At 60.9% G+C, this 24,107-nt stretch carries 24 protein-coding genes and 1 pseudogene; 15 read left to right on the plus strand and 10 right to left on the minus strand.

What is annotated here, in order from left to right:
* Window positions 1-5: 5 nt before the first annotated feature.
* From AC1D2N_RS13875 to AC1D2N_RS13885, 3 genes are all read right to left on the minus strand, one after another.
* On the minus strand, window positions 6-2,210 hold the full coding sequence (locus AC1D2N_RS13875; protein ID WP_018241493.1) for an RNA degradosome polyphosphate kinase: 2,205 nt from the start codon (window positions 2,208-2,210) through the stop codon (window positions 6-8).
* Window positions 2,211-2,276: 66 nt separating this feature from the next.
* A complete protein-coding gene (hdaA, locus tag AC1D2N_RS13880) occupies window positions 2,277-2,990 on the minus strand; it encodes a DnaA regulatory inactivator HdaA (protein WP_018241492.1) in 714 nt (237 codons plus the stop codon).
* Entirely contained in the window at window positions 2,983-4,107 is a 1,125-nt protein-coding gene (locus tag AC1D2N_RS13885; RefSeq protein WP_130728947.1) for an AI-2E family transporter, read from the minus strand. Before AC1D2N_RS13885 ends, hdaA begins: the two co-directional genes overlap by 8 nt.
* Before the next feature lie 245 nt (window positions 4,108-4,352).
* Here AC1D2N_RS13885 and purM point away from each other — a divergent pair, with 245 nt between their 5' ends.
* Window positions 4,353-5,426: a phosphoribosylformylglycinamidine cyclo-ligase gene (gene purM / locus AC1D2N_RS13890; RefSeq protein WP_047621569.1), complete on the plus strand. Its 1,074-nt coding sequence runs from the start codon at window positions 4,353-4,355 to the stop codon at window positions 5,424-5,426.
* Window positions 5,423-6,094, plus strand: a complete 672-nt coding sequence (gene purN / locus AC1D2N_RS13895; protein ID WP_018241489.1) for a phosphoribosylglycinamide formyltransferase — start codon at window positions 5,423-5,425, stop codon at window positions 6,092-6,094. Before purM ends, purN begins: the two co-directional genes overlap by 4 nt.
* Here purN and AC1D2N_RS13900 read toward each other — a convergent pair.
* Window positions 6,091-7,260 (minus strand): alpha-D-ribose 1-methylphosphonate 5-triphosphate diphosphatase, encoded by a 1,170-nt coding sequence (locus AC1D2N_RS13900; protein WP_130747959.1) that lies wholly within the window; start codon window positions 7,258-7,260, stop codon window positions 6,091-6,093. The two genes, purN and AC1D2N_RS13900, sit on opposite strands and share 4 nt — an antisense overlap.
* 237 nt (window positions 7,261-7,497) lie before the next feature.
* On the opposite strand from AC1D2N_RS13900, the gene AC1D2N_RS13905 reads away from it, so the two are divergent.
* Entirely contained in the window at window positions 7,498-8,118 is a 621-nt protein-coding gene (locus AC1D2N_RS13905) for a PadR family transcriptional regulator (RefSeq protein ID WP_018241487.1), read from the plus strand.
* A 4-nt stretch (window positions 8,119-8,122) separates the two neighbouring features.
* Window positions 8,123-9,421, plus strand: coding sequence for an FAD-dependent oxidoreductase (locus tag AC1D2N_RS13910; RefSeq protein WP_018241486.1), 1,299 nt, complete (start codon window positions 8,123-8,125; stop codon window positions 9,419-9,421).
* A 67-nt stretch (window positions 9,422-9,488) separates the two neighbouring features.
* On the opposite strand, the gene AC1D2N_RS13915 is transcribed toward AC1D2N_RS13910, so the two are convergent.
* On the minus strand, window positions 9,489-10,079 hold the full coding sequence (locus AC1D2N_RS13915) for an NUDIX domain-containing protein (RefSeq protein WP_018241485.1): 591 nt from the start codon (window positions 10,077-10,079) through the stop codon (window positions 9,489-9,491).
* A complete protein-coding gene (locus AC1D2N_RS13920) occupies window positions 10,076-12,280 on the minus strand; it encodes a molybdopterin oxidoreductase family protein (protein WP_018241484.1) in 2,205 nt (734 codons plus the stop codon). The genes AC1D2N_RS13915 and AC1D2N_RS13920 overlap by 4 nt, the downstream gene beginning before the upstream one ends.
* 16 nt (window positions 12,281-12,296) lie before the next feature.
* Between AC1D2N_RS13920 and AC1D2N_RS13925 the strand changes: the two genes are divergently transcribed.
* Window positions 12,297-13,166: a 23S rRNA (adenine(2030)-N(6))-methyltransferase RlmJ gene (locus tag AC1D2N_RS13925; RefSeq protein WP_018241483.1), complete on the plus strand. Its 870-nt coding sequence runs from the start codon at window positions 12,297-12,299 to the stop codon at window positions 13,164-13,166.
* 62 nt (window positions 13,167-13,228) lie between these two features.
* Window positions 13,229-13,825 (plus strand): glutathione S-transferase family protein, encoded by a 597-nt coding sequence (locus AC1D2N_RS13930; RefSeq protein ID WP_018241482.1) that lies wholly within the window; start codon window positions 13,229-13,231, stop codon window positions 13,823-13,825.
* 77 nt (window positions 13,826-13,902) lie between these two features.
* On the opposite strand, the gene AC1D2N_RS13935 is transcribed toward AC1D2N_RS13930, so the two are convergent.
* A complete protein-coding gene (locus AC1D2N_RS13935; protein ID WP_018241481.1) occupies window positions 13,903-14,538 on the minus strand; it encodes an outer membrane protein in 636 nt (211 codons plus the stop codon).
* Window positions 14,539-14,903: 365 nt separating this feature from the next.
* Between AC1D2N_RS13935 and AC1D2N_RS13940 the strand changes: the two genes are divergently transcribed.
* The 5 genes from AC1D2N_RS13940 to AC1D2N_RS13960 all read left to right on the plus strand — a co-directional run bounded on the left by AC1D2N_RS13940 (window position 14,904) and on the right by AC1D2N_RS13960 (window position 19,487).
* The gene (locus AC1D2N_RS13940; protein ID WP_018241480.1) at window positions 14,904-15,671 is read left to right on the plus strand and encodes an SDR family oxidoreductase; all 768 of its coding nucleotides are present in this window, start codon (window positions 14,904-14,906) and stop codon (window positions 15,669-15,671) included.
* Window positions 15,668-17,710: an excinuclease ABC subunit UvrC gene (gene uvrC / locus AC1D2N_RS13945; protein ID WP_018241479.1), complete on the plus strand. Its 2,043-nt coding sequence runs from the start codon at window positions 15,668-15,670 to the stop codon at window positions 17,708-17,710. The genes AC1D2N_RS13940 and uvrC overlap by 4 nt, the downstream gene beginning before the upstream one ends.
* Before the next feature lie 215 nt (window positions 17,711-17,925).
* A complete protein-coding gene (pgsA, locus tag AC1D2N_RS13950) occupies window positions 17,926-18,516 on the plus strand; it encodes a CDP-diacylglycerol--glycerol-3-phosphate 3-phosphatidyltransferase (protein ID WP_003547103.1) in 591 nt (196 codons plus the stop codon).
* Window positions 18,513-18,767 carry a molybdopterin converting factor subunit 1 gene (gene moaD, locus AC1D2N_RS13955; protein WP_017959832.1) on the plus strand — a complete coding sequence of 85 codons (255 nt, stop codon included), beginning with the start codon at window positions 18,513-18,515 and terminating at the stop codon, window positions 18,765-18,767. The genes pgsA and moaD overlap by 4 nt, the downstream gene beginning before the upstream one ends.
* 258 nt (window positions 18,768-19,025) lie before the next feature.
* On the plus strand, window positions 19,026-19,487 hold the full coding sequence (locus tag AC1D2N_RS13960) for a molybdenum cofactor biosynthesis protein MoaE (RefSeq protein ID WP_130652145.1): 462 nt from the start codon (window positions 19,026-19,028) through the stop codon (window positions 19,485-19,487).
* A 102-nt stretch (window positions 19,488-19,589) separates the two neighbouring features.
* On the opposite strand, the gene AC1D2N_RS13965 is transcribed toward AC1D2N_RS13960, so the two are convergent.
* Window positions 19,590-20,486 carry a branched-chain amino acid ABC transporter permease gene (locus AC1D2N_RS13965; RefSeq protein ID WP_018241477.1) on the minus strand — a complete coding sequence of 299 codons (897 nt, stop codon included), beginning with the start codon at window positions 20,484-20,486 and terminating at the stop codon, window positions 19,590-19,592.
* A 65-nt stretch (window positions 20,487-20,551) separates the two neighbouring features.
* Between AC1D2N_RS13965 and AC1D2N_RS13970 the strand changes: the two genes are divergently transcribed.
* Window positions 20,552-21,097 carry a CGNR zinc finger domain-containing protein gene (locus AC1D2N_RS13970; RefSeq protein ID WP_018447439.1) on the plus strand — a complete coding sequence of 182 codons (546 nt, stop codon included), beginning with the start codon at window positions 20,552-20,554 and terminating at the stop codon, window positions 21,095-21,097.
* A complete protein-coding gene (locus tag AC1D2N_RS13975; protein WP_018241475.1) occupies window positions 21,094-21,597 on the plus strand; it encodes a hypothetical protein in 504 nt (167 codons plus the stop codon). The genes AC1D2N_RS13970 and AC1D2N_RS13975 overlap by 4 nt, the downstream gene beginning before the upstream one ends.
* Window positions 21,598-21,682: 85 nt before the next feature.
* Here the strand turns inward: AC1D2N_RS13975 and ndk are convergent, their stop codons facing one another.
* Both ndk and AC1D2N_RS13985 read right to left on the minus strand, forming a co-directional pair.
* Window positions 21,683-22,105 (minus strand): nucleoside-diphosphate kinase, encoded by a 423-nt coding sequence (gene ndk / locus AC1D2N_RS13980; RefSeq protein WP_003547097.1) that lies wholly within the window; start codon window positions 22,103-22,105, stop codon window positions 21,683-21,685.
* An 81-nt stretch (window positions 22,106-22,186) separates the two neighbouring features.
* Entirely contained in the window at window positions 22,187-22,876 is a 690-nt protein-coding gene (locus tag AC1D2N_RS13985; RefSeq protein WP_130728943.1) for a glutathione S-transferase family protein, read from the minus strand.
* Window positions 22,877-23,015: 139 nt separating this feature from the next.
* Here AC1D2N_RS13985 and AC1D2N_RS13990 point away from each other — a divergent pair, with 139 nt between their 5' ends.
* Both AC1D2N_RS13990 and AC1D2N_RS13995 read left to right on the plus strand, forming a co-directional pair.
* Complete coding sequence (locus AC1D2N_RS13990) at window positions 23,016-23,525, plus strand: DinB family protein (RefSeq protein ID WP_477981444.1); 510 nt, start codon at window positions 23,016-23,018, stop codon at window positions 23,523-23,525.
* A gap of 180 nt (window positions 23,526-23,705) precedes the next feature.
* Window positions 23,706-23,966, plus strand: a pseudogene (locus tag AC1D2N_RS13995) (transposase); the annotation flags it as partial.
* Window positions 23,967-24,107 lie beyond the last annotated feature (141 nt).

Genomic DNA, 24,107 nt, shown 5'->3' on the forward strand with positions numbered 1-24,107 from the left:
CAGTTTTACTTGTTGTTACGGCCTTCGAGCAGGCCGGCGATCAGCTTCGGCGCACTGGACTTCAGAGCTTCACCACGGCCCGACAGGCTCGGATTGGTCATGAAATACTGCTGCGCATTGAACGGTTCTTCGCCCCTGCGCACTTCCATGCGTCGCGACGTACCGTCGGGCAATATCTCGTAGCTTTGTTGATTGTCAATCACGTTGCCGAGCATAATCTGTGACAAGACCTGCTCGTGAACGGTCGGATTCGTCAGCGGAACCATGGTTTCGACACGGCGATCGAGGTTTCTCGGCATCATGTCGGCCGAGCCGATGTAAACCAGCGCCTTGTCGGACGGCAGGCCGTGGCCATTGCCGAAGCAGAAGATGCGGCTGTGCTCGAGGAAGCGGCCGACGATCGACTTGACGCGGATCTTTTCCGAAAGGCCGGGCACCTGCGGACGCAGGCAGCAGATGCCGCGCACGACGAGGTCGATCTCGACGCCGGCATGGCTGGCGCGATAGAGCGCGTCGATGATGTCGGGGTCGACAAGCGAATTCATCTTCATCCAGATCGCGGCCGGCGCGCCGTTCCTGGCATGCTGAATCTCTTCCTCGATGTGGCGCAGGATGCGCGGGCGCATCGTATAGGGCGAGATCGCGAGCTGCATGCCCTGCTCCGGTTCGCCGTAGCCGGTAATGAAGTTGAAGATGTTCGCCATGTCGTGGGCGATGACGGGATTGCAGGTGAAATAGGACAGGTCTGTATAGATCTTCGCGGTGATCGGGTGGTAGTTGCCCGTTCCGAGGTGGCAATAGGTTCGCAGCTTGCCTTCCTCGCGCCGAACGACCATCGACATCTTGGCGTGGGTCTTGAGCTCGATGAAGCCAAAGACGACCTGCACGCCGGCGCGCTCGAGATCGCGGGCCCAGCGGATGTTCGCCTCTTCGTCGAAGCGGGCCTTGAGCTCGACCAGCGCCGTCACCGACTTGCCGGCTTCGGCGGCGTCGATCAGCGCGCGGACGATCGGGCTGTCGTTGGAGGTGCGGTAAAGCGTCTGCTTTATCGCCAGGACGTCAGGATCGCGCGCAGCCTGGAGAAGAAACTGGACCACGACGTCGAAAGATTCGTAGGGGTGATGGACGACCATGTCCTTTTCGCGGATGGCGGCGAAGCAGTCGCCGGCATGTTCGCGGACGCGCTCGGGAAATCGCGCATTGTAGGGGGCAAACCTGAGATCTTCGCGCGGCGCCTTGGTGATCTCGGACAGGGTGTTCAACGCCAGAAGGCCCGGCAGAACGGCGACGCGATTATCAGGGATATTGAGCGCCTGAACGACGAACTGACGCAGCGAGGCCGGCATTTCCGAGTCGGTCTCGATGCGGATGACCTTACCGCGGCGGCGGCGTTTCAGCGCCGTTTCGAAGAAGCGGACGAGATCCTCGGCCTCTTCCTCGACTTCGATATCGCTGTCGCGGATGACGCGGAACGTACCGGAGCCCTGCACCTCGTAACCCGGATAAAGCCGGTGGATGAAGATGTTGGCGACATCTTCCAGCGTGATGTAGCGGATCGTGTTTCCATCATCCGGCAGACGGACGAAGCGGTCGAGCGCCACCGGCAGGCGCAGCAGCGCCGTCATCGGCTCGCGGCCATTCTTGCTAACGAGCTGCAGACCGATCGAGAAGCCGAGATTCGGAATGAAGGGGAACGGGTGGGCAGGATCGATCGACAACGGCGTCAGGACCGGGAAGATCGCCTGTTCGAATTCGGCGGCCAGCCACTGGCGGTCGGCATCGCTCAAGGCGCCGGGGCGCACGATCAGGATGTCTTCCTTGGCGAGATATTGTTGCAGGACGGCCAGCGAGGCCTGCTGCTCCATCTGCAGATGGTCGATCTCCTGCAGGATCGAATCGAGCTGCTCGGCCGGCGTCTTGCCGTCGGGGCTGCGGATGGCGATGTTCTGGCGTACCTGGCCCTCGAGGCCGGCGACACGCACCATGAAGAATTCATCGAGGTTGGCGGCCGAGATCGACAGGAAGCGGACACGCTCGAGCAGCGGATGCTCGGTATTCAAAGTTTCTTCCAGGACGCGGCGGTTGAATTGCAGCCAGGAGAATTCTCGGTTGATGAAGCGCTCGGGGCTCTTGAGTAGCTCTTCCAGCGGGGGGGTGTTGTCGTTGATTTCCGGAGTGAGTTCCTGATGTTCTGCGACTGCGCTATCCATGGTCCGCTTACCCCGTTTTCAATCGCCAAAGGCAATTATATCAGTTTGACGACGGAACTGTGACAGTCAATCGGCCGGTTCCGAATTTCCCAATTCATTCAATACTTCGGCAGCAAGAGACCGGGTGATTTTCGTGCCTCGCGACAGGGCCAGCCGGTCAAGCCTTTCGACGATCGTCTGGGCCGCGTTCAGCGACCGCTCCATCCGGTTCACGATATAGAGCACGAGTTTGTCATCTATATAAAGCTGCCGGTCGGCGAAGAGCTTGACGATCACCTGCGACAGCAGCGCCTCATCGGGTTCGCCGATCTCGACGACGGTTGCCGCTTTCAGGCGCGAGCGCAGATCGGGCAGCAAAACTGGCCACGACATCGGCCAGAGGCGGCTGGTGATCAACAGGCTGGTGCCGTTTTCGCGCACGCTGTTGATGACATGGAAAAGCGCGTTGTCGTCGAAGCCGAGGCGGTCGGCGTCCTCGAACAGCACCGGGCCGGCGGCGGCGGCAACCGCGGCGTCCGAGCCAAGCTCGGGATGGATGTCGACGGCGCCGCTCAATTCCCGCCAGATGCGGGCGAGATGTGATTTTCCCGAGCCGACGGGGCCGGCGAGCACGACAACCGGTGATGGCCATGCCGGCCAGGCATCGACGATCGAAACGGCGGCGGCAAGACGCTCCGAGATCAGGAGGTCGTCGCGCCCGCTTGCGGCATCGTGCGAAAAGACCAGCGGCAGCTGCTCTCCGGCTTTGCGCTTCGGATCAGCGTTCTTCACGTCATTCATTGGGAACTGATTTCGTCTTCCGGGCGCGGCCACTGAGCGACCCGCCAAAATAAAGATCACTCTGAAGGTAGCGTGAAAGCGCGAAACGAACAAGGACGCCGACGGCGGCGGCGGCCGGCACCGCGACCAGAAGCCCTACGAAACCGAAGAGCGCGCCGAAGGCAAAAAGCGCAAACATCAGCCAGACCGGATGCAGGCCGACGCTGGAGCCGACGAGCTTCGGCTGCAGAATGTTGCCTTCTAGGAACTGGCCACTGAAGAAGACGACGAGCACCAGGCCGATCCAGGGATAATCGGGCCAGAATTGCACAAGCGCCACGCCGATGGCGAGCACGAGGCCAACCATCGAGCCGACATAGGGAATGAAACTGATCATGCCGGCGAAGAGGCCGATCAGCAGGCCGAAATTCAGCCCGACGAGAGAAAGGCCGACGGCATAATAGATGCCGAGGATGAGGCAGAGCGAGCCCTGGCCGCGGATGAAACCGGCGATCGCCTGGTCGATCTCCTTGGCGATCTGGCGGACATCGCCGACATAATCGCGCGGGATCCACTGGTCGACCTTGGCAACCATACGGTCCCAATCGAGCAGGATATAGAAGGCGACGACGGGGGTGACCACGAGCAGCGATATGACGTCGACGATCGCCTTGCCGGAATTCCAGATCTGCGCGAAGAGCCCGGTGAGGAAGCCCATACCCTCCGACAGGATGCCGGAGAGATTGTCCTTGATCGTGCCCATCTGGTTCTCGACCCAGTCCGGCAGCAGCGAATTCTGCGCCTGCGTGATGAACTGCTGTAATTGGCTGATATAACTCGGCAGACGCTGAGCGAAATCGTTGAACTGGCTGATGAGCACCGGAATGAGGATCATCAGCGCCAGCGTGAAGACGATGACGAAGGCGACGAGAATGCCGATGGTCGCCATCATGCGGCTCAGACCCAGGCGTTCAAGCCGGTCAGCCACCGGATCAAGGAAATAGGCAATTGCCATGCCGGCGATGAAGGGCAGCAGGATCGAGCTGAAGACATAGAGAAAGACGATGAAGAAGACGAGCACTACCAGCCAGAAGAAAATCTGACGCTTGAGACTGTTGCCGCTGACATGCTGTGGCATCGCTTCCCCGCTGATCACTCGCCGCCGCCAAACGCCGTATCCGAACCGGAGCGGCCATTCAGCACATAGGATGCAGGCGCAAAGATGGTCAACCCTGTCGTGCCAAATCCCCGAAAGGCTGGAGGAAGACGCGGGAAATTGGGGGCTTTTGCCATGCAACGCTTGCATAAACGCCCCTGTCATGCAATTGCGACCGGCAGATGACGCGGCACGTTTGCCGCCTGAAATAGCCATCGGAGACCAGCATGAGCCAGTCTGGGAAAAACGGCCTGACATATAGCGATGCGGGCGTCGATATCGATGCCGGAAACCTCCTCGTCGAGAAGATCAAGCCGGCGGTGCGCTCGACGCGCCGTCCCGGCGCCGACGGCGAGATCGGCGGCTTCGGCGGACTTTTCGATCTCAAGGCTGCAGGCTTTACCGATCCGGTTCTCGTCGCCGCCAATGACGGCGTCGGCACCAAGCTGAAGATCGCGATCGATGCCGACTATCACGACACCGTCGGCATCGACCTCGTTGCCATGTGCGTCAACGATCTCGTGGTGCAGGGCGCCGAGCCGCTGTTCTTCCTCGATTATTTCGCGACCGGCAAGCTCGACCCCGACCAGGGCGCGGCCATCGTCGGCGGCATTGCCGCCGGCTGCCGCGAGGCCGGCTGCGCGCTGATCGGCGGCGAAACGGCCGAGATGCCCGGTATGTATTCCTCCGGCGACTACGACCTCGCCGGCTTTGCCGTCGGTGCTGCCGAACGCGGCAAGCTCCTGCCATCAGGCGATATTGCCGAGGGCGATGTCATCCTCGGCCTTGCCTCCTCCGGCGTCCATTCCAACGGCTTTTCGCTGGTGCGCAAGATCGTCGAACTGTCCGGCCTCGACTGGAGCGCAGCCGCACCGTTTGCCGAAGGCCGGCTGCTCGGCGAAGCCCTGCTCGAGCCGACCCGCATCTATGTGAAGCCGCTTCTGAAGGCGATCCGCGAGACCGGCGCCATCAAGGCGCTGGCGCACATCACCGGCGGCGGCTTCCCGGAAAATATTCCGCGCGTCCTGCCGAAGCACTTGGCGGCCGAGATCGATCTTGACGCGGTCAAGGTTCCGCCGGTGTTTTCGTGGCTCGCCAAGACGGGCGGCGTCGAATCCAGAGAAATGCTGCGCACCTTCAACTGCGGCGTCGGCATGATCGCCGTCGTCGCCGGTGAGAATGTCGCGGCGGTTTCCGCGGCACTCGAAACCGAGGGCGAGACAGTTGTCACGCTCGGCCGCATGATCGCCCGCGACGAAGGCGCTGCCGGCACGGTCTACAAGGGTACGCTTGCCATATGAGCTCGCCGCGCAAACGCGCCGTCGTCTTCATATCAGGCAGCGGCTCCAACATGATGGCGCTGGTTGCGGCGGCGAAGGCAGCCGACTACCCGGCCGAGATCGTCGGGGTGATCTCCGACAAGGCGGATGCCGGCGGGCTTGCCAAGGCTGATGCCGAAGGCATTTCCACCTTCGCTTTTCCCCGCAAGGACTACGCCAGCAAGGATGCGCATGAGGCGGCGATCTTTTCGGCGCTCGACGAGCTTAAACCCGATATTCTCTGCCTGGCAGGCTACATGCGGCTGCTGACGGCGACATTCATCCAGCGTTACCAAGGCCGGATGCTCAACATCCACCCTTCCCTGCTGCCGCTATTTCCGGGCCTGCATACGCATCAGCGGGCGATCGACGCCGGCATGCGGATCGCCGGCTGCACGGTGCATTTCGTCACCGAAGGCATGGATGAGGGGCCGGTGATCGGCCAGGCGGCTGTGCCGGTTCTCTTGGGCGATACGGCCGAAAGCCTTGCCGCGCGTGTGCTCACCATCGAACACCAGATCTATCCGCAGGCCTTGCGGCTGTTTGCCGAAGGTCGAGTGGCGATGGAAGGCGGCAAAGCCGTCGGCGCGGAGGCCGCGACCGCCGCACCCAAGGCTCAACTGATTTCGCTCATCGGCGACCGCGCTTAAGCCGCCAAAGCCCTTAACGGATGCAGCGTGCCGTCGCTGTAGACGAAGCGGCCGGCGCGGAAGGTGGCGCGGATGCGATTGATATCGCCCGGCTCGACCACGACGAGATCGGCGCGCCAGCCGACGGCGATCTCGCCGCGATCCGACAGGCCGGCGGAACGGGCCGCATTGCCAGTCGCCATGGCAACGGCTGCCGGCAGGCCGCCTTCCACCATGTCGGCAAGCTTGAAGATGCCGGGCACGAAGGCAGCCGGATGATAATCGGCGGCGATGACGCTGAGCAGTCCAGCCTTGGCGGCATCGAGCGCGCTGAGATTGCCCGACATAGACTGGCCGCGCAGCGCGTTCGGCGCACCCATCAGCGTCCAGAGACCGCGGCGGCGCGCCTCCTCCGCCGCAGGTGCGGTGACCGGAAACTCGCTAATGGTGACGCCGAGATCATGCATCTCGGCGACTTTTTCGACGCTGTCATCGTCATGCGAGGCAAGCGACAGCTTGTGCTTCAGCGACAGCGCGACGATTTCCCTCAGCTTGGCCTCGATGTCCGGATTGTTGCGCATGGCGATGCGCTTGGCGACGATCTCCGCCGCCATTTCCTCGGAGACGGCGCGGCGCTCGGAAATGCTGAGGATGTAGCTCTGCAGGTTGTTATACTGGCCCTGGCCCGGCGTGTGGTCGGTTAGGGAAACCATGTCGATCTGATCGGCATTCAGGAGGCGCTCGAGTGCTGGGGCTGCGCCGACGTTGGTGATTTCGTAGCGGGCATGGACGCGGTGGTCGATCAGCAGATCATCGCGCAGGCGGTTGATGCCCTCGATCACTGCGGAGGTGGTCTCCAGCGAGCGGACGTGGCCGTAGACGCTCTCGGTCGCAAAGGAGACGGCGGCGAACGCCGTCGTGACACCGGCGGCGGCAAGCTTCTTGTCGAGTTCGTGGATGCCGAAATCGATCGGCATCGTCGCGTTCGGCCGCGGTGCAATCTCGCGCTCGATCATGTCGCCGTGCAGATCGACGAATCCGGGGATCAGCAGCCGCCCGCCGCCATCGATGGCAGCACCGGCGACCGGCTCCGGCCTGATCTCGGCGATGGCGCCATCCTCAACACGCACGGAACCTTCACTCACCACCTCGTTTGGGAGAACGAGGGTGAAATTGCTGAGCCACATGGGCTTTCTCCTGACCGCATCCGATGATTGACAAACCGCAGCGGATAGAACCGCTTCGTGACAGTCGTATGAAATTTCCAACGTTGTCACCTTAAAGCTGAAACTTGCGCTTTGGAATTGGTTGGATGCGCTCGCCCCTCGGATTCACGGCCATAGATCCAGCCGGCGCCTGTCCAGGAGCCAACGCCCCTGGTTACCGCGTTGACTAGTTATAAAATAACTAGTAATACTATGACTATGAAAACGATCAAACGCTCTCCAATCGCGCTCGCCGTCCTTGCAATGCTCATGGAAGAACCGCTGCATCCGTACCGAATGCAGCGACTCATCAAGGAGCGCGGCAAGGACGAGGTGATCAATGTCACGCAGAGGGCGAGCCTTTATCAAACAATCCAGCGGCTCGAACGCGAGGGTTTGATCACCCCGCAGAAAACAGTTCGGGATGACAAGCGTCCCGAGCGGACCGTGTACGAGATAACCGAGAAGGGCCGCGAGATCGCGCTGGAATGGATGCGGGCGATATTGTCGACCTTAACGCGGGAATATCCGGAATTCCCCGCAGCCATGTCATTTCTTCCTCTGCTTACGCCTGATGATGTGGCGAGCCAGCTTGAGCTCAGAGCAAAAGCCATCGAGTCAGAACTTCGCCGGATAGACGAAGTCCTGCAGGAAGCGCAGGCCGTTCCAAGGCTCTTCCTTCTCGAGATGGAATATCTCCGAGTGCTTCACGCAACCGAATTGTCCTGGGTCAACAGCGTTGTCGGGGACCTCAGCGCCCAGCGCATTACCTGGACACAGGAGTGGCTGAGGCAGATCGCCGCCAAGTTCTCCATCGACCCCAAACTCGACCAGGATTAGCACCATGAAGGTTTTGATTATCGGCGCCGGGACTGGCGGTCTAGCACTCGCACATCTGCTTAAGCAGGCTGGGGTTTGCATAGCGGTGTATGAGCGCGACCTTGCGCCGAACACCAACAGCGGTGGTTATCGCGTTGGCATCAGCCCGGCTGGAAGCCGAGCGCTGAAAGCCTGTATCCCCGGTGAACTCTACGATCTCTATGTCGCCACCTGCGCCAGGTCGCCGCGCTATTTCAACATGCTCACTGAACAGCTGGGCGAAGTGCTGAGCTTCGATATCGATGATGCAGGCCCGAACGCTCTCGACGATGAAAGGAATGTTATTCGAAAGACGCTGAGGCGGGTTCTGCTCAGGGGACTTGAAGATGACGTCTTCTTCGGGAAAGCGCTTCAAGGTTACTCAAATAACGCCGACGGGTCGGTCACCGCCAGCTTTCAGGATGGAAGCCTCGCGACGGGAGATGTGCTGGTGGGCGCTGACGGCACGAACTCCGCGGTACGCAGGCAACGCTTGCCGGAAGCGCGTTTGGAAGACACCGGAATCGTATCGCTCGGGGGCAAAATTCCTATGACGGTCGAGACGAAAGCTCTGCTGTCGGACAAAATGTTCAAAGGCATGTCGCTGATTATGGCACCGATGGGCTTCGGCGCAATCATTCACTCGCTCGAGTTCGTCGACAGCCGAAGCGACCCTAGTGTCGCTGCTCGTTGGCCGGATTTCGTCGAGGCACTCGACGAGGACAGCATCGGCTGGGGCATATGGGGCGCTCGGCAGAATTGCCCGCGGGATCCGGCCGGCCTGAGCGGCGAACAATTGAGAGAGCTGGGGCTGGAGCTCGCTCGGGACTGGCATCCGCATTTGCGTACTCTGATCCGCATGACGGAGCCGTCGACGATCCGCGATATCAAGGTGAGGACCTCGGTCCCGCTGACGCCTTGGACGAGTTCGAATGTCACTTTGCTCGGTGACGCCGTCCATACGATGACACCCGGACGAGGCGCGGGCGCCAATACAGCGCTTCGCGACGCCGCTCTGCTTGGACGCATGCTGGTCGAAGCGGACCAGGGACGAAAGCCGCTCGTCGAAGCCATACATGCCTACGAAGTCGAGATGCTTCGCTACAGTACCGAAGCAGTCCGAGAATCGAAAAAGCAGATGGATGCCGGCGATCTGGCCCATCGGCCGATTGTCGGCAGACTTCAGCTCGCTGTCATGCGCGGCGTGATGCGCATCATCAACGCGATGCCTGCACTCAAGCGGCGCGCCTTTCGGCAGATGATGCGAGTTCGCGGGGAAAACTAAGACGGTCGCGGATCATCTCGATCCGCCCGAGGCAACTTGACGAACCAGGCCTCCATCGCCCTGCCCGCTATCGAAGTTTGCCCCTGTTCAACAGTGCCCACTGTAGAAGCACGATCGTTTTGGCGTCGAAGATCTCGCCGGTTTCGATCATCGCCGCAGCCTCGTCGAGCGGGGTTTCGAGGACCTCGATATCCTCGTGTTCCTCGTCCAGACCGCCGCCTTCCGCCACGCGGTCGGCAGTGTCGATGAGGGCTGCGAAGAAGTGGACGACTTCGGTGATGGCACCCGGCGAGGTATAGGACTTGAACAGGAAGCGCGCATCGCGCAGGCGATAGCCGGTCTCCTCCATCGCCTCGCGACGGATCGCCGCTTCGGGATGGTCATCGTCGAGAAGGCCGGCCGGCACCTCGATCATCCAGGCGGGATCGCCGTTGAGATGGACGGCAAGGCGGAACTGGCGGACGAGAACGACGAGGTCGCGCTTGGGATCATAAAGCAGGATGCAGGCAGCGGGCGTGCGGTGATAGATCTCCCGCTTCAGCCCTTGGGTTGCGCCCTTGCGGTCGATATAGTCGAGCAGATAGCTGCTCAGCCGCGTCCACCCATTCGACAGTGTTTCTTCGCTGACGATCTTCACCCGGGATTTCGGCTGCATCATGCTGGGTCCCTGCGAAGCCAGACCTTGTTGTCGTGCACGGCCGCCCCACCATAGGGCGCGACAGGGTCGGCGCCAGTCAAGACATTGATACCCTCGCCGTCGACATGCGCCTTGTTTGGCCAAAGCCCCTCGGCGATCAGCACGCCGGATTTCACCTCGGTGGTGACGCGGGCGTGAATGCGCAGATCGCCGCGGCTATTGCCGATGCGGACGAGATCGCCATGGGCGATACCGTTGGCTTCGGCGTCGGCTGGATTGACCATCACTTCAGGGCGGCCCTCCTTCTGGCGAGAGGTCTTGGTCTCGGAGAAGCTCGAATTCAGGAAGTTGCGCGCCGGCGACGTGGCGAGCCGGAAGGGATGCTCAGGATCGGCGACTTCGATGACATCGACCTGATCCGGGAAGGGCGGAAGTTCGGCATGTGGCCCGAGCGCGCCGATAGAAACCGGCGGCTTGTTGGGAGCCGGCTGATTGATCCAGTCCGGGCGGAAATGGAACTTGCCATCCGGATGGGCAAAGCCGTTCAGATAATGCGCCTCCTCGAAAACGGGCTGGCGATCGAACCATTTGTATTCGAGGAAATGGTCGTAATCCGGCAAGCCACTCGATTCGAGAATGCGGTCGACCATTTCGCGGGCAGTGAAGCCGAAGCCGGGGCGATCGGCGACACCGAGGCGTTTGGCCAGTTCCTCGATGACGAAGAGATTGGTGCGCACGGTTGGCGGCGGCTCGACCAGCTTCGGCCCCAGCAGGATATGGTTCTGGCCGCCGGCCCGGTAGATGTCATCGTGCTCGACGAACATCGTTGCCGGGATGACGATATCGGCGACCTCGGCCGTCTCGGTCATGAACTGCTCGTGGACGGCAACGAAAAGATCGTCGCGGGCAAAGCCGCGTCTGACGAGGCGCTGCTCGGGCGCGATGTTTGCGGGATTGGTGTTCTGGATCAGCATTGCCGTCACCGGGCCGCGATGGCGTAGCGCCACCGGATCGCCGGTCAGGACGCGGCCGATCTGCGACTGATCGAGCATGCGGATATCGGCATCCTTCATCGACCGGCCGGTCAGTTCGGCGCTGTTCATGCGGAAGATGTCGCTGTTCGAATGGAAGGCACCGCCGCCCTCATATTGCCAGGAGCCGAGAACGGTGGCGATCGAGGCAGCCGCATGCATGGCGACCGCGCCGTTGCGCTGGCGAGTGAAACCATAACCCAGGCGGAAGAAGGTTTTCTTCGTCGTGCCGACGAGGCTGGCAAAGGCTTCGATCTCCTCGACAGAAAGGCCGGTGATGGCAGCGGCCCATTGCGGCGTCTTGGTTTTCAGATGCGCCTCGAGACCGGCGGGATCATCGGCATATCTCGCCATGTATTCACAGTCGGCGTAACCGTCGCGGAAAGCGATGTGCATGACGGCGCAGGCGAGTGCGGCATCGGTGCCCGGTTTGACGATCAGCGCCATGTCGGCCTGCTTCATCGTCGGATTATCGTAGATGTCGATGACGACGATCTTCGCGCCGCGCTCCTTGCGCGACTTGATGGCGTGGGTCATCACGTTGACCTGCGTCGAGACCGCGTTGGTGCCCCAGATGACGACGCAATCGGTGCGGCCCATCTCGCGCGGATCGGGACCGCGCAGCGTGCCAGTCGCCATGGTGAAGCCGGTCCAGGCGGGGTTGGTACAGATCGAGGAGAAGAAGCCGGAGTAACGCTTGGCATGACGCAGGCGATCGATGGAATCGCGCTGCACCCAGCCCATGGTGCCGGCGTAGAAATAGGGCCAGATCGCCTCGCTGCCGTCCCTTGCCTCGGCCTTCACAAAGGCTTCGGCGATCTCATCCAGCGCATCGTCCCAGGAAATCTGCTGCCACTGCCCTGCCCCTTTGGCGCCGGCGCGGCGTAGAGGATGCATTAGGCGGTCGGGATGGTAGAGCCGCTCGGCGTAGCGGGCGACCTTGGCGCAGATGACGCCGGACGTGTAAGAATGGTCATTGGCGCCGCGCACACGGCCGATGCGGCCATCCTCCGATATATCGACCTCCAGCGCGCAGGTGGAGGGACAGTCATGCGGACAGGCGGTGTGGCCCACCCTTTTGTCCGGCTTGGATGATTTGGCGTGGATGGGGGTCGCAATGTTCATGGCATTTGTATATTCCAAGGCTTGCACGGCCAAAAGCCACAAAAATTCCCCATGACGCGAATTCATACGGACATCAGCAAAAATGAACTACCGCCACATCTATCACGCGGGCAACTTTGCCGATGTGCTGAAACATGCCGTGCTGACGCGGCTGATCCGCTACATGCAAAAGAAGGATGGCGGATTCCGCGTGCTCGACACGCATGCCGGCATCGGGCTCTACGACCTTTCCTCCGAAGAAGCGCAGAAAACCGGCGAATGGGTCGATGGCATCGGCAAGCTGATGGAGGCAGACCTCGGCCCTCAGGTTTCCGAACTGCTGGAGCCCTACCTCTCGGCAATCCGCGAACTCAATCCTGAGGGCGGCATCCGTTTCTATCCCGGATCGCCGAAACTTGCGCGCATGCTGTTCCGGCCGCAGGACCGGCTGTCGGCGATGGAACTGCATCCCGAGGACTACGTCAGGCTGCACCGGCTGTTCGAGGGCGATCACCATGCCCGCATCACCGAGCTCGACGGCTGGCTGGCGCTCGGCGCGCATCTGCCGCCGAAAGAGAAGCGCGGCATCGTGCTCGTCGATCCGCCCTTCGAGGAAGAGGACGAATATCAGCGCCTGGCCGAGGGGCTGGAAAAGGCCTATCGGCGCTTTCCCGGCGGCACCTATTGCCTGTGGTATCCGCTGAAGAAGGGCGCGCCGATCAAGGAATTCCACGAGACGCTGCAGGCCCTCGACATCCCGAAAATGCTCTGCGCCGAACTCACGGTTCGCAGCGACCGCGGCATTACGGGACTGACGGGCTCAGGCCTCGTCATCGTCAACCCACCTTTCACGCTGAAGGACGAGTTGCACCAATTGCTGCCCGCATTGAAGGACCATCTGGCGCAAGACCGTTTCGCCTCGCACCGTGCCTTCTGGCTGCGCGGAGAGAACAAGGCCGTCAAGGACGATTGACCGCTTAAGCTGCTTGCGGAATAGTCCGCGCCGCAGCTCCACAATCTCATCAGGTGTCCCCCATGAAGCTCCTTTGTTCGCCCGCCTCGCCCTATTCCAACAAGGTGCGGATGGCCGCGCATTTTCTGAGCCTGGAGTTGAACGCCATTCGGGTCGACACCAATACCGCACCGGCAATCCTGGTGGACAATAATCCGCTCGGCAAGATCCCGACGCTTCTGACCGATGACGAGGTCTCGATATACGACAGCGTGGCGATCATGCATTATTTCGACCGGCTGACGAAGGGCGGGCTCTACCCTTCCAAGAAGGGCAAGCGCACGGATGCGGAAATCCTCGAGGCGCTCTGCGACGGCATCTGCGATTGCCTGCTGGCGATCGTCTACGAGCGGCGCTTCCGCGACGAGGAAAAGGTTCACCAGCCGTGGATCGACCGGCAATGGAAGAAGGCGACGAGCGGTCTCGCTCATCTCAGCGCCAATCCGCCGAAGCTCGGCAAAAAGCTCAACGGCGGACATTTTGCACTGGCGGCCACGCTTGATTATCTCGAGTTGCGCTTCAAGGACCAGTGGGAAGCCGATCATGCGCCGCTGACTGACTGGCTGCGGCAGTTCGACAAGAAATTCCCTGCCCATAGCGAGCTCAAGTCCCAGGGCTGAGCGCTTCAGAACAATGAGCAGACAGCAAAAAGCCGGGCGACGTGCCCGGCTTCTTTATGTCAGTATGTTCAGTCGGCTTAGAACTTGACGCCGATACCGAGCTTGACGCTGTTCTCGTCGTAACCGCGCGAGAAGCTGCCGGAGTCGAGGTCGTAGTCCTTGCTCTGGTAGTCGGTGTAGCGATATTCCAGGCGCGTCGTGATGTTGTTGGTCACGAAGGCTTCGACGCCGGCGCCGACCGTATAGCCATAGTTCGTCTTGCTTTCGTCCGAGGTGTCGTCGGAAACCTTGACGTCGCCGATGGCAAGACCGGCCGTGCCGTAGAGCAGGAAGGGGTTCATGTCGTAGCCGACGCGGCCACGGACGGAGCCGTTCCAGCCATACTTGTTCTTGACGCCGCCTGAGGAGACGTCGTCGCCGCTGTAGCCGAGATCGGATTCAACGCCGTAAACGATCTGGCCCTGCTGCCAGTTGTAGCCGGTGAAGACCTGGCCGCCGAAACCATAGGTGTGACGGTCGGAACCGAAGTCACCCATGTTGTAGGTGCCAGCGCCGCCGAGATAAAAGCCTTCCCAGTTGCCTGCCGGCTTGACTGGAGCGTCCTGGGCGACCGGTGCTTCCGGAACCTGGTCGACGGCATCGGCCGCCTGAGCTGCCGAGACGCCCGCAATTGCAAAAACGGAGGCCATGAGGCCAGCAATGAGTACACGCATACTTAGTCTCCTTTCAGTCCCGCGCCGCTTGTCATCTGTCTATCAGTGAAGCATTGGCGGGATATTGCCAGATGTCCCTTCCGGATCGAGACTGAAATTGGAACTCAAATGCGGATTTGAAAGAGCCAAATTGTGATATCATTGTGGCTGCCGCATGGCTGAAATTCGATGTTGCTTTGGCGCAACATACACTTCATTAACCCTACTGAAGTGTTAAACTGAAAATACTTATTTTAAGAAATCGTATTCTTAAATAATACATAGAATATCCGGCTCCCGGACGCAACCGCAACGGCCTATTTATATAATCTCCGTCGGCCCCTATATAGTCTGCAGACAGACTCGCGGGATCAGAAGGCAAGATTTTGAACCACAAAAGACTTCGCTCGGCCCTTATAACAGGGGCTGCTAAAAGAATAGGCCGGGCAATCGCCGAAGACCTTGCTGCAAATGGCTTTTCCGTTGCGATCCACGCGAACGGCTCCATCGGTGAGGCCGAAGAGCTGGTGGCGGAATTGCGGCGAAAGGGATATCGGGCGACCGCCCTGCAGGCCGACCTCACCGATATCGGCGAAACAGCCGCCTTGGTCGCGAAGGCGTCGGAAGCGCTCGGGCCGCTCGATCTGCTCGTCAATAATGCGTCGGTCTTCCAGCATGATTCAGCGCGTAGTTTCAATGCCGCCACCTGGGCATTGCACTTCGACCTGCATGTACGTGCGCCCTCTATCCTTGCGGCCGCCTTCGCGCAGCAGATGCCCGCTGAGGCATCGGGGCAGATCGTCAATATCATCGACCAGCGGGTTTGGGCGCTGAGGCCCAGCTTCTATTCCTATACCCTCTCCAAATCCGCGCTGTGGACGGCGACGCAGACGCTTGCACAGGCATTGGCGCCACGCATCCGCGTCAATGCCATCGGCCCCGGCCCCTCGATGCCGAGCGAGCGGCAGGCGATGGAGGACTTCCAAGCGCAGGTCTCAGCCCTTATCTTGCAGCGAGGGCCGGCGCTGGAGGAATTCGGACAAACGATTCGCTTCCTTTACGACACGCCCTCGATCACCGGCCAGATGATTGCCCTCGACGGCGGCCAGCACCTCGCCTGGCAGACGCCCGATGTGGCGGAGATTACGGAATGAACGGACGAAAGCTGCCGGATGGCGGCGTTCTCTACGACGAGACGGATGAGAGCGAAGACGATATCGAAGTGGAAGGCGACGTTTCCGCCGCCGCCCCGCTTGCGGCGACGGTCGACTGGAATGCGGGCAGCCTCAATGAAACCGGGCTCATCGGCGCGGAACTGATCGGCGAATTCGTCAAGCGGCTTCCCAACAGTCCCGGCGTCTACCGCATGTTCAATGCCGAGGGCGACGTGCTCTATGTCGGCAAGGCGCGCAGCCTGAAGAAGCGCGTCAACAATTACGCCGTCGGCCGGGTGCATTCCAACCGCATCGCCCAGATGGTGCGCCAGACAGCCAATATGGAATTCGTGACGACGCGCACGGAAACCGAAGCGCTGCTTCTGGAAGCGAATCTGATCAAGCGCTTGCGGCCGCGCTTTAACGTGCTTTTGCGCGACGACAAGTCCTTTCCCTATATCCTCATCACCGGCGACCACCGGGCGCCGGCGATCTTCAAGCATCGCGGCGCAAGGGCGCGAAAGGGCGACTATTTCGGACCTTTCGCTTCGGCAGGCGCGGTCGGGCGCACGATCAATTCGCTGCAGCGCGCCTTCCTGATCCGCACCTGCACCGACAGCGTCTTCGAAACGCGCACACGACCCTGCCTGCTCTACCAGATCAAGCGCTGTTCGGGGCCGTGCACCCACGAGGTCAGCGATGGGGGTTACGGCGAACTGGTGCAGGAGGCGAAGGACTTCCTGTCCGGCAAAAGCCAGAAGGTGAAGTCGCATATGGCCGAGGCCATGAACCAAGCGGCCGAGGACCTCGACTTCGAGCGGGCGGCGATCTATCGCGATCGCCTGGCCGCACTTTCGCATGTGCAGAGCCACCAGGGCATTAATCCGGCCGGCGTCGAGGAGGCTGACGTATTCGCCATCCACCATGAGGGCGGCATCTCCTGCATCCAGGTGTTCTTCTTCCGCACCGGCCAGAACTGGGGCAACCGCGCCTATTTCCCAAAGGCCGACCCGCAGCTTTCCGGCGCCGAAGTGCTGAATTCCTTCCTGGCGCAGTTCTACGACGACAAGCCGGTGCCGAAGCAGATCATGCTGTCGCAGACGGTCGAGGAGCTGGAGCTGCTCGCGGCAGCGCTCAGCGAAAAGGCCGGCCACAAGGTTTCCATCCTCGTGCCGCAGCGCGGCGAAAAGCGCGATCTGGTCGACCATGTCGTCGGCAATGCGCGCGAGGCGCATGGGCGAAAGCTTGCCGAGACTGCGTCGCAGTCGCGGCTGCTCGAAGGTTTCAAGGAAACGTTCGGGCTTACCTATGCACCGCAGCGCATCGAGATCTACGACAACTCGCATATCATGGGCACCAATGCCGTCGGCGGCATGGTGGTCGCGGGGCCGGAAGGTTTCGTCAAGAACCAGTACCGCAAGTTCAACATCAAATCGACCGACATCACGCCCGGCGACGACTTCGGCATGATGAAGGAGGTGATGACGCGGCGTTTCTCGCGGCTGATCAAGGAGGAAGGCATTCCTGACCGGACGGCGCAGACGGCCACTCCCGATGCAGCCGACATGCCCTTCCCCACCTGGCCCGATGTGATCCTCATCGACGGCGGCCAGGGTCAGATGACAGCGGTGCGCGCCATCCTTGCCGAACTCGGCATCACCGACAGCGTGACGGCGATCGGCATCGCCAAGGGCGTCGACCGGGACGCCGGGCGCGAACGCTTCTTCCCGCCGGGACGCGAGAGCTTCACGCTGCCGCCGCGCGATCCGGTGCTCTATTTTATCCAGCGCATGCGCGACGAGGCGCACCGTTTCGCGATCGGCTCGCATCGGGCACGGCGCAAGAAGGAAATGATCAAGAACCCGCTCGACGAGATCGGCGGCATCGGGCCATCGCGCAAACGCGCGCTGCTCCAGCATTTCGGCACGGCAAAGGCGGTTTCGCGCGCAGCCCTGTCCGATCTGATGGCGGTGGAAGGCATCTCGGAAGCCGTCGCCAAGCAGGTCTATAACCATTTCCACGACGACGCCGCGAAATAACCGGCGTCCGTCGCAAATTCCACGCAAAGGCGGTGAAAAGACAGAAAGAATGTTGACGGTCCGCAGCCAAAGCCGTCATCTACCGCATCGGCCCGAAAATCGGAATCGACTTTCGGAAAGCTCGATGCGGATATTCTAAAGTGTTACAGCGTCCTTTGCGCGCCTGAAAAGACGTGCGGCGCTGTAGCGGCGCATCAATTCAGAGAAACGATCCCATGGCATCGCGTGCGTACAGCATTCCCAATCTTCTGACCTACGGCCGTATCCTCGCCGTGCCGCTGATCGTTCTCTGCTTCTTCATCGAGGGCAGGCTGTCGATCAGCAACACGGCGCGTTGGGTGGCGCTGTGGATCTTCGTCATCGCCTCGCTCACCGATTTCCTCGACGGCTATCTCGCGCGCATCTGGAACCAGACGTCGAATATCGGCCGCATGCTCGATCCGATCGCAGATAAGCTGTTGGTCGCTTCGATCCTTCTGCTGGTCGCGGCCGACCAGACCATCGCCGGCTGGTCGATCTGGGCGGCGATCACCATTCTCTGCCGCGAGATCCTGGTTTCGGGCTTGCGCGAATATCTGGCGGCGCTGAAGGTCAGCGTACCGGTGACGCGGATCGCCAAGTGGAAGACGACGCTGCAGCTCGTCGCCATCGCCTTCCTGCTCGCCGGCCCGGCCGGAGACGAAATTTTCCCCTATACGACGCAGACGGGCATTGCGCTGCTGTGGATCGCGGCGCTGCTGACCATCTATACCGGCTACGACTATTTCCGCGCCGGCGTGAAACATATCGTGGATGACGAGGAATGACGCGGCTTGTCTATTTCGCCTGGGTGCGCGAGCGCATCGGCAAGGGCGAGGAGGAGATTGACCTCCCCTCCTCCGTCGTCACCGTCGCCGATCTCTTGAATCATTTGAAGACGCTGGGTGAAGAATATGAGACCGCACTTCAATATCCCGACGTGATCCGCGTGGCGCTCGACATGGAGCATGTCGAACATGACGAGCCGATATCAGGGGCGCGCGAGATCGGGATCTTTCCGCCGATGACGGGGGGATGAGGCAGTGATGGTGGTGCCACATCACCCCCCTCTGCCCTGCCGGGCATCTCCCCCACAAGGAGGGAGATTGGCTGGGCGCACGGGTTTCCTCCAACAATCGACATTTCAGCCCGGCGAAACGGTACGTGGGCAGGAAGAGCGCGCCACTTGTGATCTCCCCACCTGTGGGGGAGATGCCCGGCAGGGCAGAGGGGGGCTTCCGCGGCACAGCCTTTCGGCATTCTTTGCAGCAACATCAAAGCAGCGGAGGATTTCGCTGTGACCGTCACTCCCACCATCCGCGTCCAGCGCGAAGACTTCGACCTGCAGGCCGAGGTCGATCTGCTTTCCAAAGGCAAATCCGGCATCGGCGCCGTCGTCACCTTTTCCGGCCTCTGCCGCGATGAAGGCGGCACGCTTGCAGCCCTCGAACTCGAGCATTATCCCGGCATGGCCGAAGCAGAGATGCGGCGCATCGGCGATCTTGCCATCGCGCGTTTCGGACTTCTCGGCCTCACCGCCATCCACCGTTACGGGAGGATCGCCGCCGGCGAGAATATCGTGCTCGTCGTCGCAACCGCACCGCATCGGCAGGCGGCGTTCGACGGCGCCAATTTCGTCATGGATTTCCTGAAGACTGCAGCCCCCTTCTGGAAGAAGGAGCACGCTAGGGATGGCGCCACCGGCGACTGGGTCGCGGCGAAAGACGCCGACGACGCGGCGCGCGACAAGTGGAAGTAAATTAGCGCATTTCCTGATTTATCCGAGTGACGGAAATGCTCCACCTTTTTGTTTCACGCAATTCCAGACGCAAAACCGCTGCGCACTTTTACTGGAATTGCTTCAGAGAACCACGCGCTCCCTGCGGCTCATGACCAAGAGCAGGACGAGCAGCGAGAAGATGACGAGATCCCGCCAGACGAAGGGGCCGTAGGCGCCCCACATGGTTTCGACGACGGCAAGCCCGGCGGCGCCGCCTGCCGAGCGCAATGGATCGGAATAGCCGCCGACAGCTGCGATCAGCAGCACCTTCAGCCCGAACATCAGGCCGGCGCCGAAATCCATCGAGCCGTAATAGAAGGTGGCGAGGATGCCGCAGATAGTGGCGACGAGGGCGGCGGCCGCATAGGCGACGAGGAAGACGCGGTCGGCGCTGGTGCCGCAGAGCTCGGCGGCCAGCGGATCATCAGTGACGGCGCGCCAGATGCGGCCCCAGCCCGTGCGCCTGAGGATCAGCGTACCCACAGCGACAATGGCGCACATCAGCGCCGTGTTGATCAGCTGGATATGGGTGAGCGTCACTTTGAACAGGCCGTCGCTCCAGAAGACGACCGTTTCGTTCAGAAATGGCGGCAGCCAGATGGCGCGGGTATTGGCGGCAAGCCGGGCGGTCTCCATCAGCACGATCATGATGCCGAGGGCAGCGACGATGACCGTATTCGGCGATTTATTGACCAGCGGCAGCATGATCGAACGGCCGATCCATAGGCCCGCCGCCAGCGAATAGACGATGGAAGCGCAGGCACCGACGGCAAGTGCCGCCGGCAGCACCAGCCAAAACCTGACATAGGCGAGTTCGCTGAAGAGCAGCAGGATCTGGCCCGCGAAGGCGAAGATCGCCCCATAGGTGATGTCAGCCCGCTTCGTCACACCGAAGGCTACGGCATAACCGAAGGCGAGCGCGGCATAGAGAGCAGCGAGCGGAACCGCATTCGCCAGTTGCTGCAGAAGATAGGCCATTCCAGACACTCCGCGTCACCAAAATTATAACTGGTAAAACCTATTTCGCTAGTTATAATTTCATCATGAGCTTTTCCTGGACCCCTCACCGGTTTGCCGGCGGTGCGCTGGCGCTCGATGTCGCCAACAGCGTCGTTGTGCGCCACGATGCAACGCGGCGGATCGACCGCTTCTCGGTCAGGGACCAGATGCGGAGCTTTCCGCGCGCCGCTGCCGAATTCTGCGCCGAGCGCGCCCTCTTCGGCGACATCACGCCGGTGGCTAGGGAAAACGAGACGGGTTTCATCGCGCTACGGGAAGCCATCGACCTCTATTTCCGCAAGCGTATACTGAATGGCGGCGACGACCAACTGCTCGCCAGCCTGCTGGAAGCGTTGGCGAAGGTGTTGCGCGAAGCAAGCCCTGGCAGCGTGGCCGCGGCGACCGCCCATTCGGCGCTGCGGCTGGTCGCCATGCCTGATCCCCAGCGCATGAAGATCTGCGGCAATTGCGGCTGGCTGTTCATCGACCGCAGCAAGAACAGGAGCCGGGCCTGGTGCGACATGGCGGTCTGCGGCAACCGCGCCAAGGCGAACCGTCACTATCGCCGCAAGAAGGAGGAGACGCCATGAGAAAATATATGATCGTAACGGTGGCAGCAGCCGGCCTTCTGCTTGCCGGCTGTCAACGCCAGGCTGAAAACCTGGTCGAGGTCACCGGCCATCTCTTCGTCTTCAACTATCGGGTGGCCAGCGCCACCTATCTGCTGACGCTGAAGAAGACGGGGCCTATCCCCGACGGTTCTGTCATCATCGCCGAATTCGAAAATCCTGAAGGCGGCGATCCGCTGGTGCTGAACCAGAAAATCTACCCGATCGACGACAAGATCGCGCTGCAGAGCGAAAAACTGCACTGCGTGCGCAAGGACCGCCCCTATTCCGTGAGTGTCCGGCTGGTCGACAAGGACGGCAAGGTGCTGCAGGAATTGAAGACGCAGTTCCGGTCCGACCTCGACCAGACCGTCCTGCCGAGCAAGCCGCTCGTCCTCGGCGCGCTTTATGAAAAGAACCCGGAGGTCTTCAAGCCTGACGGCAGCGTCGATTTCTCGAACACCGACAAATGCCCTGCCTAGAAGAAATGCATAGAAAAAGCCGGAGCAAGGCCCCGGCTTTCGAGAGTCAATTCAAGGCATTGCCGGCGAATGCCGAAGCGTGGCCTCAGCCGACGATTTCGGTATCGGAGAACCAGTACTTGATTTCCTGGGCAGCCGTTTCAGGAGCATCCGAACCGTGAACCGAGTTTTCGCCGATCGACAGAGCGTGAACCTTGCGGATCGTGCCTTCGTCAGCGTTTGCCGGGTTGGTCGCGCCCATGATTTCGCGGTTCTTGAGGATCGCGCCTTCGCCTTCGAGCACCTGAACGATGGTCGGGCCGGAGGTCATGCCTTCGACCAGTTCGCCGAAGAAGGGACGGTCCTTGTGAACGGCGTAGAAGCCTTCGGCTTCGCGACGGCTCATCCAGACGCGCTTGGAAGCGACGACACGCAGGCCGGCATCTTCGAGCATCTTGGTGATGGCGCCCGTCAGGTTGCGCTTCGTTGCGTCCGGCTTGATCATCGAGAAGGTGCGTTCAATCGCCATAGTCAAATCCTCTGTTTTCTCGGGAAAAGTGGGCGGTCTTTACCCGCCCCAACGCCCGAAAACAAGAGGTAGGCGGCAATTTCACGCCGCTGTCACAGTCCTGCCGCGGCTTTGGTGAAGATCGAGGCAGCGTTCGAACCAAAGCGTGACGGGATCGTCGGCAGCTAGCATGGCGAGACCGGCAGAGACACGCAGCCATTGCAGCGCGCCGAAGACGATATAGTCGGCAAAGAGCGGTGTCTGCCCGCCGATGAAGGGCTGGAACTTCAGCATATGCCGTAGCGGCTCCAGCTTGGCGGCGAAGGCGGCCTTCTCCGCCTCACTGTCGGCGGCAACCACTTCCAACGGCTTGCCGAGCCGAGCCTCCCGGCTTTGACGGAAATAGGCCTTGTCTTTCTCGTCGAGGTTCGCATGGATATCGAGAAGGGCCATGCGCATGATCGCCGGATGGATGATCATCTGCGAATAGCCTTCCACCATTCGCGATAGCGCCTTACCGCCCTCGCCGTTGAACAGTGACGGCCGCTCAGGATAGGTTTCCTCCAGATAAAGGGCGATGTCGAAACTGTCGGGGATCAGCCGGCCGTTATCGTCGAGAACGGGCACAATCGACGAGACGCCGCCGCCGATCGCGCGGATGCGGGCATAGGTCGTCGGAATCTCCTCGAAATCGAGCCCCTTATGCGCCAGCGCCATCACCGCCTTCCAGCAATGGGGCGAAAAGAAGCGCCGCTCGTCGGCGCCACAGAGGGAATAGAGGGCTCTGGTCATAACAGTCCTTTCGAGATCGCAGCTCGATCCATTCCACGACAGAAAGCGGCTGCGATCAAATCAGGAAATTTCATGGGCGCATCACTGCGATTTCCGGGAAAACGGGCTAGACTGCCGCGACCAATCCGGGAGGGACTGAATGCTCAGACATTACAGGATGTTCGCCGCCTATAATCGCTGGGCCAACACGCAAGTCTATGCGGCTGCCGCCGAACTCAGCGATGCGGAATTCCGCAGCGACCGCGGCGCTTTCTTCGGCTCGCTTCATCGCACGCTCAATCACCTGCTCGTCGCCGACCGGATATGGATGAAGCGCTTCACCGGCACCGGCGAAGCGCCGACGACACTCGATGCCGTGCTCTTCGGAGAACTGGATGCTCTTGCCGCCGCACGCAAAGCAGAGGACGAGCGGATCATTGCCTGGACAGGCATGCTGGACGATAGAACCCTCGCCGCCAACTTCACCTATGTAACGGTGGTACAGCCGCTCGAGATCACCCAGCCTCTGTCGGCAGCGCTCGCGCATTTCTTCAACCACCAAACCCATCATCGCGGCCAGTGCCATATGACGCTGACGGCGCTCGGCAGGCCGAGCCTCATGCTTGATCTCATCTACTTCCTGCGCAGCGAGGGCCGCGAGTGGATGTGAGGCCCGTTCTCAATTAAATAGTTAGAACACAAGAACCCGACGAGCACTAACGTACCGTAAGCTAGGTTCACGCGCTTAGCGCGACGAGGCCGATGATCATCGTAAGCCTGGGCTCTGTTGACAAAGTGAATTCCCAAATCGGCTGAGGCGTGATTCAAGACTGCTTTTTAGGAGGCAGCAGTGGCGCGAGGCGATTCGAGTGATGAGGAGTGGCGGATCATCGAACCACTGTTGCCGACCGAGCGTGGTCGCAAGTCTCGGCCCTCCCATGACAACCGTCGCTTTTTTAACGGAATGCTCCATGTCTTGCGTGTTGGTTGTCCGTCGCGGGATATGCACGAGCGGTATGGAAAGTGGAATTCGGTCTATGTTCGGTTCCGCCGTTGGGCCGAACAAGGCGTATGGGACGCGCTGCTGGAAACGCTTGTCGAATTTGGGATTGACCTGCCACTGAGAATTTCCTCCAGAATGGATTAGAGTCCGGCCTATTAAGGGACGGACGAATGAAGAAGCAGAGATTTACGGAAGAGCAGATTATCGGTGTGCTGAAGGAGCAGGAGGCTGGCGCGAAGGCGGCCGACC

It is taken from the genome of Rhizobium sp. P1_B8 (assembly GCF_056406515.1).

Coding starts and splice junctions, on each gene's coding strand:
- purN (WP_018241489.1), top strand. CDS start 5,423: ATGAGCTCGCCGCGCAAACGCGCCGTCGTCTTCATATCAGGCAGCGGC.
- AC1D2N_RS13975 (WP_018241475.1), top strand. CDS start 21,094: ATGAGAAAATATATGATCGTAACGGTGGCAGCAGCCGGCCTTCTGCTT.
- uvrC (WP_018241479.1), top strand. CDS start 15,668: ATGAACGGACGAAAGCTGCCGGATGGCGGCGTTCTCTACGACGAGACG.
- ndk (WP_003547097.1), bottom strand. CDS start 22,105: ATGGCGATTGAACGCACCTTCTCGATGATCAAGCCGGACGCAACGAAG.
- AC1D2N_RS13920 (WP_018241484.1), bottom strand. CDS start 12,280: ATGAATTCGCGTCATGGGGAATTTTTGTGGCTTTTGGCCGTGCAAGCC.
- AC1D2N_RS13900 (WP_130747959.1), bottom strand. CDS start 7,260: ATGTGGCTCAGCAATTTCACCCTCGTTCTCCCAAACGAGGTGGTGAGT.
- hdaA (WP_018241492.1), bottom strand. CDS start 2,990: ATGAATGACGTGAAGAACGCTGATCCGAAGCGCAAAGCCGGAGAGCAG.
- AC1D2N_RS13915 (WP_018241485.1), bottom strand. CDS start 10,079: ATGATGCAGCCGAAATCCCGGGTGAAGATCGTCAGCGAAGAAACACTG.
- AC1D2N_RS13965 (WP_018241477.1), bottom strand. CDS start 20,486: ATGGCCTATCTTCTGCAGCAACTGGCGAATGCGGTTCCGCTCGCTGCT.
- AC1D2N_RS13905 (WP_018241487.1), top strand. CDS start 7,498: ATGAAAACGATCAAACGCTCTCCAATCGCGCTCGCCGTCCTTGCAATG.
- AC1D2N_RS13885 (WP_130728947.1), bottom strand. CDS start 4,107: ATGCCACAGCATGTCAGCGGCAACAGTCTCAAGCGTCAGATTTTCTTC.
- AC1D2N_RS13935 (WP_018241481.1), bottom strand. CDS start 14,538: ATGCGTGTACTCATTGCTGGCCTCATGGCCTCCGTTTTTGCAATTGCG.
- AC1D2N_RS13930 (WP_018241482.1), top strand. CDS start 13,229: ATGAAGCTCCTTTGTTCGCCCGCCTCGCCCTATTCCAACAAGGTGCGG.
- pgsA (WP_003547103.1), top strand. CDS start 17,926: ATGGCATCGCGTGCGTACAGCATTCCCAATCTTCTGACCTACGGCCGT.
- AC1D2N_RS13875 (WP_018241493.1), bottom strand. CDS start 2,210: ATGGATAGCGCAGTCGCAGAACATCAGGAACTCACTCCGGAAATCAAC.
- AC1D2N_RS13990 (WP_477981444.1), top strand. CDS start 23,016: ATGCTCAGACATTACAGGATGTTCGCCGCCTATAATCGCTGGGCCAAC.
- purM (WP_047621569.1), top strand. CDS start 4,353: ATGAGCCAGTCTGGGAAAAACGGCCTGACATATAGCGATGCGGGCGTC.
- AC1D2N_RS13910 (WP_018241486.1), top strand. CDS start 8,123: ATGAAGGTTTTGATTATCGGCGCCGGGACTGGCGGTCTAGCACTCGCA.
- moaD (WP_017959832.1), top strand. CDS start 18,513: ATGACGCGGCTTGTCTATTTCGCCTGGGTGCGCGAGCGCATCGGCAAG.
- AC1D2N_RS13925 (WP_018241483.1), top strand. CDS start 12,297: ATGAACTACCGCCACATCTATCACGCGGGCAACTTTGCCGATGTGCTG.
- AC1D2N_RS13970 (WP_018447439.1), top strand. CDS start 20,552: ATGAGCTTTTCCTGGACCCCTCACCGGTTTGCCGGCGGTGCGCTGGCG.
- AC1D2N_RS13985 (WP_130728943.1), bottom strand. CDS start 22,876: ATGACCAGAGCCCTCTATTCCCTCTGTGGCGCCGACGAGCGGCGCTTC.